General features: G+C 46.2%; 9 protein-coding genes and 3 tRNA genes. 4 read left to right on the top strand and 8 right to left on the bottom strand.

All coding sequences use genetic code 11. The annotated features are described in order from the left end of the window. Window positions 1-6: 6 nt before the first annotated feature. Both M3636_RS21565 and M3636_RS21570 read left to right on the top strand, forming a co-directional pair. Window positions 7-1,419 carry an N-acetylmuramoyl-L-alanine amidase family protein gene (locus M3636_RS21565; protein WP_251383953.1) on the top strand — a complete coding sequence of 471 codons (1,413 nt, stop codon included), beginning with the start codon at window positions 7-9 and terminating at the stop codon, window positions 1,417-1,419. 36 nt (window positions 1,420-1,455) lie between these two features. Next, window positions 1,456-2,016, top strand: a complete 561-nt coding sequence (locus tag M3636_RS21570; protein WP_251383954.1) for a GerMN domain-containing protein — start codon at window positions 1,456-1,458, stop codon at window positions 2,014-2,016. A 177-nt stretch (window positions 2,017-2,193) separates the two neighbouring features. Here M3636_RS21570 and M3636_RS21575 read toward each other — a convergent pair whose 3' ends face one another. From M3636_RS21575 to M3636_RS21590, 4 genes are read right to left on the bottom strand one after another with little or no spacing between them, the layout of a single operon-like run. After that, entirely contained in the window at window positions 2,194-3,855 is a 1,662-nt protein-coding gene (locus M3636_RS21575; RefSeq protein WP_251383955.1) for an MBL fold metallo-hydrolase, read from the bottom strand. Beyond that, complete coding sequence (locus tag M3636_RS21580) at window positions 3,852-5,522, bottom strand: ABC transporter permease (RefSeq protein WP_251383956.1); 1,671 nt, start codon at window positions 5,520-5,522, stop codon at window positions 3,852-3,854. Before M3636_RS21580 ends, M3636_RS21575 begins: the two co-directional genes overlap by 4 nt. Window position 5,523: 1 nt before the next feature. Next, the gene (locus tag M3636_RS21585; protein WP_128099948.1) at window positions 5,524-6,597 is read right to left on the bottom strand and encodes an ABC transporter substrate-binding protein; all 1,074 of its coding nucleotides are present in this window, start codon (window positions 6,595-6,597) and stop codon (window positions 5,524-5,526) included. Between the two features lie 45 nt (window positions 6,598-6,642). Next, window positions 6,643-7,656 carry an ABC transporter ATP-binding protein gene (locus M3636_RS21590; RefSeq protein ID WP_251383957.1) on the bottom strand — a complete coding sequence of 338 codons (1,014 nt, stop codon included), beginning with the start codon at window positions 7,654-7,656 and terminating at the stop codon, window positions 6,643-6,645. 214 nt (window positions 7,657-7,870) lie between these two features. On the opposite strand from M3636_RS21590, the gene M3636_RS21595 reads away from it, so the two are divergent. Together M3636_RS21595 and M3636_RS21600 are read left to right on the top strand one after the other, a co-directional pair. Further along, entirely contained in the window at window positions 7,871-8,773 is a 903-nt protein-coding gene (locus M3636_RS21595; RefSeq protein WP_145411070.1) for a LysR family transcriptional regulator, read from the top strand. A gap of 212 nt (window positions 8,774-8,985) precedes the next feature. Beyond that, window positions 8,986-9,849: a CYTH domain-containing protein gene (locus M3636_RS21600; protein ID WP_128099945.1), complete on the top strand. Its 864-nt coding sequence runs from the start codon at window positions 8,986-8,988 to the stop codon at window positions 9,847-9,849. A gap of 377 nt (window positions 9,850-10,226) precedes the next feature. Here M3636_RS21600 and M3636_RS21605 read toward each other — a convergent pair whose 3' ends face one another. The 4 genes from M3636_RS21605 to M3636_RS21620 all read right to left on the bottom strand — a co-directional run bounded on the left by M3636_RS21605 (window position 10,227) and on the right by M3636_RS21620 (window position 11,397). Then, on the bottom strand, window positions 10,227-10,832 hold the full coding sequence (locus M3636_RS21605; RefSeq protein WP_251383958.1) for a short chain dehydrogenase: 606 nt from the start codon (window positions 10,830-10,832) through the stop codon (window positions 10,227-10,229). A 315-nt stretch (window positions 10,833-11,147) separates the two neighbouring features. Next, a tRNA-Gly gene (locus M3636_RS21610) sits at window positions 11,148-11,218 on the bottom strand. 11 nt (window positions 11,219-11,229) lie between these two features. Further along, window positions 11,230-11,303: transfer RNA gene (locus M3636_RS21615), tRNA-Pro, on the bottom strand. 17 nt (window positions 11,304-11,320) lie between these two features. After that, window positions 11,321-11,397 (bottom strand) — tRNA-Arg (locus M3636_RS21620). Window positions 11,398-11,436: the final 39 nt, after the last annotated feature.

Below are 11,436 nucleotides of genomic sequence, written 5' to 3' on the forward strand. Positions count from 1 at the left end.
TGTGTAATGAAGAAAACCTTGCTACTCTTATGGATGAGCCTGTTCCTGCTGTTCTTATTACCAAGTCCTGGACATGCTGCAGCGAACACGTCAAAGATTTTTTTGGATGGTGAGCAATTAAGTCTACCTAATGATGTTCAAGTAACAATCGTTAATAAAAACGTGATGATTCCCATTCGGGTCGTTGCCGAAAATCTAAAATTCCAGGTCAACTGGAATCAGAAAGCAAGCCAAGTGAAGATTCAACAAGATAACCAAATACTCGCTTTAACCGTTAATCAGAAGAAAGCCATGGTGGGTGACAAGGAAGTAAGTTTAAATACCGCCCCGCAGATCATCAACAATACAGTCGTGGTACCGATTCGATTTGTCAGTGAACAGATGGGATTAACGGTGAAGTGGAACAACCAAGACAAAATCGTATACTTAGTGAATACCATCAAAACTCCTGCCCAAGAACCCAACACAAATACAGGGCAAGATGATAGCTCTACCTTAGCCCAAGTGACAGATATCCTGTTTACAAACAACCAACTCGTGGTATCTATGGATCAAGATGTGCAACCGATCATTACCACACTGAAGAACCCTGACCGGCTGGTTGTTGATTTACCAAGAACCGTATTCGGTAATATGGCACAACCTCTGGATCAAGGGATGAATGGAAAGTTAGATGTGAGCGGATTACCTAATGTGACCGATGTAAGATATTCACTGTTCAAAAATGATCCAGGTCAAGTTCGAATTGTCGTCGAATTGAATCAAGTCAAAAGTGTTCAGTTCAGCCAGGAGCAGGTCGCTGGCAAACTCATCGTGGATCTGAACGTTTCCGGTGAGAACGTCATCCCCGTCATTGTCACGCCAGTAGGTGAACCAGGACGCAAAGTGGTCGTCATTGATCCAGGGCATGGCGGAAATGATCCAGGAACAATAAGCATTACGAATAAACCTGAGAAAGACTTCACCCTCGCTGTAGGGCTGAAAGTACAAGCACTTCTTCTACAGGAGGAAAACATTCAACTGGTTATGACACGTGTTACGGATGTATATCCCACACGCCCTGAACGTGTCAAACTCGCCAACGATCTGAATGCAGATGTGTTTGTATCCATCCATGGCAATAGTGTAGAGTCTGCTCCCAAAGTATCAGGAACAGAGACATTTTATTACCAACGCAGTAGCAGCAAGGATTTGGCGAACGTTATCCATAAACATTTGATTCAAGCTATGGGGCTTAAAGACCGCGGTGTGAAAAATGGCAATCTAGAGGTCATTCGGAATACCACGATGCCTGCGGTACTGTTAGAACTCGGCTTCCTCAGTAATGCCGAAGAAGAAATTGCTCTGTTATCCGAGGACATGCAGATGAAGGCTGCTCAAGCGATTGTAGATGGAATCAAGGAATACCTCGGGCTCTAAATCATATTGAATATCACTTAGAAGGGATGTGCTCGATTGAGAGCTAAGTTAGGATGTGCACTCATCTTGTCCATTTTAATGATTGTTGGAATCGGTTGTGCTCAGAAGCCTGTTACTGAATCCGGATCGAATGAACCAAGCAGTGTCCAAGGGCAGGGACAATCCCCGAGCCCAGCGGAAACCACGGTAGAACCAGAGACAAGAATCTCACAAGCTGTGGAGGTCTATTACGCAGATGCAGAATTACTGGGGCTGGAGCAACAAAAGCAAACCATTGATTTCAAGGAAGAAACAGAGAAGTATCAAAAGACGTTCGAAGCATTACAGAGCAGCTCGGATGCAAACCTCATTTCCTTATGGGATCAGGTGGAGCTACTCTCCACAACGTTTGAGGATGGTGCACTTACGTTAGATGTCCATATTCCAGAGGAAGCCAGCCTGGGATCCAGTGGAGAACTGCTTGCACTTGATGCACTGACCCAAACGATGTTTCAATTCGATGAAGTCAGCAGTATTGATGTGTTAGTGGATGGCGAAGCATCCGAGAGCTTGATGGGACATTCTGAACTGGAACACCCCATTCAACGTACACCATAGCTACAAAGGAATGTAATGATTCAGCACTGAATCATTGGCTGACACGATGATAAGCAAGCAATGCTTGTCATCGTGTTTTTATATTTTCATGATATAAAAAGAACGCCCCGTAAGGGCGTTCTCGTCATTCTCACGAATCTCACGAATCTCTCATTAACGATCTATCCCACTCGCCAATCACAGCACAAGCTCATCCCCAGGTGATAGCGAATGAATCATCTTATTAGGCGCAGCTTCCTCACCTTCACTTAACCTAGCTTCACTAAGCGTATTATCGCTTAGAAGATGATCCCTAAGTTTATCCGTCTCTTTGCGATTGGTGTGCACTAGAATCGTGTGTCTTGCAGGAAGTCTACGTATCATTCTGGCTGCATCCATCCACCCTTGATGAACCTTGTAACGAACCTTCCGTACCTCACACTTCCCATGCTCTTCAGGAGCTCGTGACAGTTGACCTGCATAGGTGCCCTCCGACACATGTCCAGTAAGCAGCACCATATTGTTCTGATCTCCGGCTAACTGACTATAATACCAGCGGGCAAGGGCAGACTGCATCATGCCATCTGGAATAAACCATAGCGAGGCTCCATGCTGCTCCAACCATTGTTCCCGCTCTTCTTGCGTAACTGGTGTCTGCCACCTAGACCCGTTCAAGCATTCCTTAATCGTTTCGGTCAGAGATCTCTTGTTCGCTACTTCGCTCTCTCTCAGCCAGTACGGTGAATGTAGAAGCTGCTTCATTCCCTTCATCAATCCCTGTTCGACGAATAAAGGAATGTCAGGGTACTGTTGCTCTGCCCATAACATGATCTCTTGCCCACGCCCTACCACAGGCATAGGCAACAGCACTTTCCCGCCACGCGCAATCGTCTCTCGAATCGCATGATCCAACTGTTGTAACTTATCAGCCTGCGTATCCCGATCTGTACCGTAGGCAGCATCCATGATAGCGAGATCCAGTAGTTCTTCTAACGGTTTCATAGGCTGTATCGACAAGGCTCTGCTCTCGCTAGAGGTAGTGGCCTCCACTGCCTTAGTATTAGGTGCTAACTGCCAGCTCAAAAGCTGTTTATCGTCCATTGCTATCGGATCATGGGCAGGAGAAGAGATCGCCGCTTGCTCCGCTTCTCTAAACGACGTAGATAAGGACGCATTGATCGCTTGATCACCTGCAAATTCGGCTTCCTGACCCACAGCGATGTTGCCTCTTAATGCTGTTTGATCCACCCGACTGCGCATCGGTTTGCTCCTCTGCGTGCTATACAATCGATTGGCGCCACGTAAAGTCGCCAAAGGATCATCCTCTTGTAGCAGTATGGATTCAGAAGTATAGTCGCCAGAGTAAAATATGCGCCGTTCCTCCATCTCAATCGCAAACCATACAGAGCCAGCGAGATGACCCGTACGCCCCCAGATCGCCCACACACCTGGGATAAGCTCAAACCAAGTTCCACGCGCTGCCTCTTGTTCCAAATAACGATACCGGATAGACTGCACGTCACTCTCTTCATAGGGCACTGCATATCCTGCACGCTCTGTATTGTTTCGCCATGCCTTGAAGTACGTGTCCAACTGTTCTCGTGTCTCACGCGTCGTCCACACTTCACCCTGATAGCCCAGGTTATACAACAGAGGGATGGCTACAGAGTGATCCTCATGTGCATGAGACAACAGCACTGCATCGAGCTTCGGTACAATCTGTTTATCAAGGAGGGGGTACTCCCCTGCTCCACCTTTTTTGACGCCACAATCCAGTAATAGACGTTGTGTACTCCCGCTAAGGAGATACGAAGAGCGGCCATGTTCCCCTGCACCGCCCCATACGTTCAGTTTGATCATGATGCATTCCACTTTCTCTTCGAATTCAGAATTTCAATCCCTAGCAACATAAGTACCGTCATCCCTACAGTAACGACTGCCATCGCCATACCTAATGAAACCTGACCCTGTTCAAACTGGGCAAAAATATACGTCGCCGACGTCTGCATCGACGGCGGAAGAATTAATAACGAGGCGACCAGTTCTCTTGTCGCAATCGTAAAGGTCATCATCCACCCAGCAAGCATGCCAGGAATAATTAAGGGAACGAGAATACGCCGTAGGATGTACAGCGGCTTGCCGCCAAATACCTGACCTGCCTGAAATAACGATCCGTCAATTTGAGTAAAGCTTGATTTTACATATTGCACGGTATAAGGAAGGAACAGCACAACATAGGTGAGAACAACCATGCCATAGGTGTTATAGAGCGTGAATGGCATCCAAGGTGAATTCCAGAACAAAATCAGTCCAACAACCATGACGATCCCCGGCACAGTGTTCGGCAGTAGGCTGAACAAATCAATGATACGCTGCATCCATGAAGATGATTTGCCGATGGTCAGCGCAAGCCCCGTACCGATGAACACTGCGACCGTTGAAGCCGCGAGCGACAGCCCTAAGCTATTTCCGATCGCCTTCAAACTAACAGAACCCCACGACAAGAGATCACGGTAATGCTCTAGCGTTAAGTTATCCCAAGCTAACCCGACTCCGCGTAACTTCATCGTTGAAGCCGCAATAATGGAGAAATACGGAATGCCTACAGAAAGAATCAAGAGAAGGGCAAGATACGTACCACAGAGCACTCCAGTCCAGCCCCGGAGAGAATAGCGCTTGGAACGTTGTCCCTTTCCTCCTATTAAGCGGTAGGTGAACTTGCGAGACATTGTAGACTGCATGTACCACATAACGAGACAGACCGATAACAGAATGGAAGCGAGTGACGTTGCCTTACCAAAGTCAATTGGCCAACTGGAGATATACTTATGAATCTCAGAAGTCATAACGTAGTAGCCAATCTTTCTACCGAAGGTGGCAGGTGTTCCGAATTCCGCAATCGTTTTGACAAATACCAGCATGATGCCCATGCCATAAGAAGACAACAACAATGGAAGAATAATACGCCGGAACCGATAGCTCGCAGGCGCACCGTGTACTGCTGCCGCTTCTTCCAGATTGCCGCCGATGCGGATCAATGCGTCCCGAAGCAGTAAGTATAGGAACGGGAATAGATGCAGGCTCATAATGAGCACCATTCCCCAGAAACTGAAGAACAGCTCACTCCAATTCGAAGCCGAGGGAATCCATTGCTGGAGATAGCCCCCTTTTTGCATGAACAGAATCCAGCCCATAGAACCAATGTACGGTGGAGTCATAAACGGGATCATCAAGATTACGTCTACCCAGCGATGCTGACCCATTCGAGTCTTAGACATCATCCAGGCGAGCGGCAAGGCGAGCAGTGTTGTTCCAATAACCACACAGACACCAAGCCATATGGAATTCAGCAGTACCCCGGACAAATGATGCCCTGTGATTGTACGAATAGGAGCCGTCCAGTCCCACTGGCCATCCGGATATATACTTTGCCAGAATATAAAAAGCAGAGGTACGCCAATGCTTACCGTCAACAGAAAGAGGGCCAGAATCACGCCGACCCTCCGTAGAATAGTTTGATTATTCATCTTATTTGAAGATTTCAGAGAAGCGTGCTGCCGTCTCATCTCCGTGCTCACTCATCCAAGTCCAATCCACTTTGAGTTGTGGAATATCTTTCACGTTTGCGCGATTCGTTGCTTCAATATCTTCACGTCCTGGAATCAGGTAAGCATCGGTAACCAGCTTTTGTGCTTCGTCAGACAAGAGATAGTCGATAAATGCTTTGGCATTATCTACATTCGGGCTTGATTTCAAAATAGCTGCCGGTCTTGGGCTAATCACTGTTCCCTCTTCAGGGTACACAATATCCAGTGGCTCACCTTTGGCTTTGGAGGAATACGCCATGTAATCTACACCAGCTGCTACGATGCTCTTCGCACCCGTAATTACTGGATCAAGTGCTTCCTGATTTGCTCCTGCCATAGCTACGCCATTAGCTTTGTAACTGCTCAGCAGATCCCAACCCTTGTCCCCATTCGCACTCAAGTAACCTGTGATAAAGTCCAGTGCAGAACCGGAGAGCGTTGGATCGGGAATGTTCACTGCATCTTTCCATGCAGGTGTAGCGAGCTCAGCCCATGAAGTAGGCGGCGTGGATACGAGCTTGGTGTTGTAGACGATCCCCAGAGCAGATGCACTGCTGCTGAAATAGTTGCCTTCGGCATCCGACCAATCCTTGTTCAATTTATCGGCGTTCGCCGCTTCTGGATAAGGCAGGGTTAGTCCATCTGCTTTCAGTGCCTGCGCGGAAGGTAAAGAAGCAAGAATGACTACGTCTGCTACCGGATTTGATTTTTCAGCTTCCATCCGAGCCAGAATCTTACCTGTCGTTCCTTGGAACATTTCCACCTCAATGCCCGTTTTCGCTGTAAATCCACTTACGATATTATCAGCCAACTTCTGCGGCCCTGCGCTATACAATACCAGTTTGCCGCCTGTTTTATCCGTTGTTTCTGCAGCCGCTGCCGTGTTACCCTCGCCTGCCGGTTGAGCCGCTGAACCTGTAGTCGTATTACCTGTGCTACATCCAAACAAGCTGATACTCATTACCGCGGATAAAATCAGCATTGCGCTTTTCTTACGTGTATTCATTCCAAACATGTTATTACATCTCCCTTAGTTGGTTTTATAGTGGTGGTCAATCACTTAATTTACTGCTGCGATCTTATTTCTCGTAAAGCTTGTCTCGCCGTCTATATTCATTCGATGTATGCGCTCAGGAGACACATAGAGATCTACCTGCTCGCCTATACCTACTCTGTTGTTCCGATATGCCGTCCACACGCCCAGCCCATCCATCTGCACCCGAACCTCATATCGCTCGCCCACATAACTAACACTGAGCACGACCCCGTGATATCGGAGATCATCATGATTGATCTTGTTCCAGGAGACATATTCCGGTCGAACCATGGATTGATTCGGCGTCAGCCAGTTCGATTTACCGATAAATGAAGCAACAAAGGCTTCGCTCGGTGTAGCGTAGATGGTTTCTGGACTGCCTTTTTGCAATATTCGTCCCTTCTCCATCACGACAATCTCATCCGACATCGACATCGCCTCAACCTGATCATGCGTCACATATAATGCGGTCAATCCCATATCTCGTACCAGTGACATCATCTCAATCCGCATCTCTTCCCGTAATACAGCATCTAGTGCGCTTAGTGGTTCGTCGAACAAGATCACACCTGGTCGAACGGCCACCGCTCTGGCAAAAGCAACCCGCTGTTGCTGTCCACCGGACAACTGGTGAGGATAACGATCCTCCATCCCTTGCAGGCGTACCATATCGAGTGCTTCTTTTACTTTTTGCCGCAGATCGGACTTCTGTTTACCAGCCCTTAAGCCAAACGCTACATTTTCATATACCGTCATATGCGGCCACAAGGCGAAGTCTTGAAACACCATGCCCAGATTCCGCTTATGTGTTGGCACATCAATCCGCTTCTCTGCTGAATAGATACACTCGCCATCCGCGTATATAGCTCCCGCATCCGGCTGTTCAAGTCCTGCCAGCATACGTAGCAGTGTTGTCTTACCACAGCCTGATGGGCCGAGCAGCGTTGTAAACTGTCCGTGTTCAAGCGTGAGATCAGTAGGCAATAACGCCGGAGTACGATTGAATGATTTTTGAACCTGTCGTATTTCTAATTTCATAAGCATCCCTGCCTGTCTTCTAGTACTGTTATCAGTCTAACGTTCGCCTTCGAGAGTTGTATGTTAGGAATGTAAAATGATAATTAACTTTTTAGATGAATTCTGTTGATGTTCATAGATTAAATCTATATAAGGCGACCTAATGATGTTTTCTATAGTTTGTTCTCTATTTAGTGGACTACAAGTTTGAAAAAATGAGAGGAGTGAGTATCTATTGAATCTGATCAAATTACAAATTGTTGAGCTGATTGATAAGCATCATCACATGACCAGCGTTGCTGAGATTTTAGGCATTAAGCAGCCTACAGTTACATTTCATATGAAGTCATTAGAAGAAGAGATGGGTGTGCGGTTATTTGAATCACGAAGTGGGAAAACATTTCTGACCGAGGCGGGACAAGCGCTGCTCCATTATTCTGTGAAAATCAATGCCCTAACCCAAGAGGCTCGCCGAGTCGTTCGGGAATATGACAGTCTCTACCGGGGAACCCTGCACATTGGAGCAAGTTATGTACCTGCAACGTACCTATTACCTCCGATACTGAATGCTTTCTCTCAAGAGTTTCCGGGGATTCGAATTCATTTGTCGGTTAAACCGGCCCCTGTCATCCGAGATATGTTAGTACGACACCAGATCGATCTAGGGATCATTTCATCTGAGCCGTTTGTCGGTCCTATGCTTCAGACAGAGACGTTGTGCGAAGATAATCTCGTTCTCATTTGCACACCCCAGCATGCTCTGGTTCAAAAGGAAGACCTACAGCCTGAGCACATTGCTCAAGTGCCGTTTGTCCTGCATGGGAATCAATCCAATACCCGCCGCATAACGAATCAGTGGCTGGAGCAGCATGAGGTTCGATTACGTGGTACGGTCGAGATGGACTCGCTGGAAGCAATCAAACAATTAGTACTATTAGGAGGTCATATCTCATTTACTTCACGTATGGCTGTTAAGTGGGAGGAGAGCCAAGGACTCATTCGGGTTCTTCCCATTCCCGGGGAACTGGCACCTCGCCATATGTACATGGTTCATAACAAGGATCGGCATCCCTCCGTTCAGATCCATCGTTTCGAGGAAGTTTTGCGTGAGTGGAGTCTGCGTGCAGTAATAACCTAATGAAGTTAAGCCATTCATAAAGTGCTGACGTTGTACACGCTGATCACAGGTTCCCTATGACGTTATCAACAGATTACCTAGAGAAACTATCGTTCGCCATTCATCAAATCTATGCAGGGTTAACGCAATGTGCTTCTCCCGTTAATCACTTCGACATACTCGAACGATAAAGTGGGGTCTGTACAATAATTCAACCTAGGGAGTGATTGGTTTTGAAAAAGTGGAAAAAGGTAACGGCGTCGTTGATGCTAAGCATCGTGACATTGGGAAGTGGACTTACGGTACTGGAAGCACCACAGGCCTCTGCTGCAGCAAATGCGGTTCCTGCATATGAGGTTAAGTTTTTGGCTAAACCCGAACTGGTATTGAATGCGGATGGTACTCCACGTACTGAAGTTGTTCAGACGCTTGGTCTTGATTCCACGCCAACTGCCATTCAGACAGAGTACTTTGACACCAATGCGCGGGAGCTGGACGAAGAAGGTTGGAACGTACGTTTTCGCAAAAAAGAAGATAAAAATAATTATGAACTGACGTACAAGAAGCGCTACCCGATCATCAATGGAGATGTAAATGCAGCTCTTACACTGGCTAACCAAGAGGGATTCGATTCCTCAGATGATAACTACGAGGCTGAGATCGATTGGGGATATGGCAAACAAACACTTAGCTTCTCGAATACCAAAAAAGTAGATTCCCCTAAAAATAGTGGCATTAACCTGCCTTCAGATCAAGAAGCATTGAAGATGTTGTTGGACAAGCTACCAGGTAAGCTGAACAAATGGTCTTCCTCCAACTGGGGTAAACAAAAGTTGACCGACTCCCGTGTCTATGGCCCAGTAACTTTCCAGCGGTACAAAGGAACTTGGAATGGACAGGAGATGACCTTAGAAGTATGGCCTATCCGTAATGCAGCTGGCACTGGAGTAGAGAATATTGTTGAGGTTTCTTTCAAAACAGACAATGCTTCAACCGTCTCCGATCTCCGTAATCAACTAATGCAGGTACTTGAAAACAAACAGTGGCTTCTTCCAGCAGATGGCTTGAAAACACAGCTTATTCTGGAGAGATACTAAGTTGCAGGTATAGCAAGGTACAGATGAAATCTGCAGTACGAATATAGGTATGAGTAAGCGTAAGGTAAGAATACGGTAAGAATAAAGGGCTAAGTAAGTTGAGGCACGAGTTGAGATTCAGGTTGAGGTAAGCGTATTAATTAATGTACCCATCAGAGACACACTTTGTAGAGATAAACGTTAAAGGACATGCATTGGAGTTCGCTCCAGTTCATGTCCTTTTATTTTTGATCGTGTGGTGTATTTCATGTTATCCACTTAGGATTTAGAGATGGTTAATATTAGAACGCCGCGTAATGAGTTTGGTGCATCACACTGACCTGCCATGTAGCCTAGTCTACGTGTCCAATACAGAAACGGGATTGAGATGAAGTCTGTTAATATACTTTAAAGTTCTGTGCCGTCTCAATGCCAAGTGCACTTTGAATAAACGTATTGGCTACTCGTTCCACAGGTACAGGATTGAATCCGATAAAGACACCTTTATACTTCTCTGCCGATTCCTCGAATAAGTTAGGGCTAACTGAATTCAACCGTATACCTCGGGGCAGTTCATAAGCTGCTGCTTTTGCAAACGAATCTATTGCACCATTAACCATGGCACTTGAAGCACCCTTCACAATTGGATGATCCTTGATGATTCCGCTAACCAAGGTAAAGCTACCCTTGTCATTAACGTAGTGCTGACCAATCAGCACAATGTTGACTTGCCCTAACAATTTTCCGTGGACACTGATCATATTATCTTCGGGCGTTAACTCTTCCAGTTTGGCATAATGCGTCTGACCCGCCGCCACAATGACATAATCAATAGAGCCAATGGAATCAAACAACGCAGTAATACTATCCGTTGAAGTCATATCCACCTGATAATCACCAGACTGTCTACCTGCTGTAATCACTTCTACAGGTAAATCCTTTAACTTAGCAACAATAGCCTTCCCTAACGTCCCACTTCCGCCAATAACCAGCGCTTTTTTCATACGATTCCTCCTCCATAGTGTAAAAGGTATATAAGCATATAGAAAAAAACATGTAGAGATGTATCTCTAAAGTTGAAGTTATTCCATTTAAACAAACATTATTGAAATAATCAAACTATCCTGTTTATTGGTTCACCATGGTGATATGGCGAGCATTACATCGAGCGTTATGATCCCACGGTTATGGTTATGATCCGATCCATAGTTAGCGTAAAAATACGGAATGAACTCGTTCAGATTTATTTTTAGATATATCAGTTTTAAACAAATAAAAAGCCCTTGCTAAGCGCAAGAGCTCTTTCATGTATTTCAATAAGCGGGTGATGGGAATCGAACCCACGCTATTAGCTTGGAAGGCTAAAGTTCTACCATTGAACTACACCCGCACAAGATAAAATCGGGATGACACGATTTGAACATGCGACCCCCTGGTCCCAAACCAGGTGCTCTACCAAGCTGAGCTACATCCCGATATAGAAAAAAAATAATGGCGCGCCCTGAGAGATTCGAACTCCCGGCCTTTTGATTCGTAGTCAAACGCTCTATCCAGCTGAGCTAAGGGCGCAAATATGGAGCGGAAGACGGGAATCGAACCCGCGACCCT

Source organism: Paenibacillus sp. MER 99-2 (genome assembly GCF_023714095.1).
Classification (GTDB): Bacteria; Bacillota; Bacilli; order Paenibacillales; family Paenibacillaceae; genus Paenibacillus.

Coding starts and splice junctions, on each gene's coding strand:
- M3636_RS21565 (WP_251383953.1), top strand. CDS start 7: ATGAAGAAAACCTTGCTACTCTTATGGATGAGCCTGTTCCTGCTGTTC.
- M3636_RS21575 (WP_251383955.1), bottom strand. CDS start 3,855: ATGATCAAACTGAACGTATGGGGCGGTGCAGGGGAACATGGCCGCTCT.
- M3636_RS21580 (WP_251383956.1), bottom strand. CDS start 5,522: ATGAATAATCAAACTATTCTACGGAGGGTCGGCGTGATTCTGGCCCTC.
- M3636_RS21585 (WP_128099948.1), bottom strand. CDS start 6,597: ATGTTTGGAATGAATACACGTAAGAAAAGCGCAATGCTGATTTTATCC.
- M3636_RS21590 (WP_251383957.1), bottom strand. CDS start 7,656: ATGAAATTAGAAATACGACAGGTTCAAAAATCATTCAATCGTACTCCG.
- M3636_RS21605 (WP_251383958.1), bottom strand. CDS start 10,832: ATGAAAAAAGCGCTGGTTATTGGCGGAAGTGGGACGTTAGGGAAGGCT.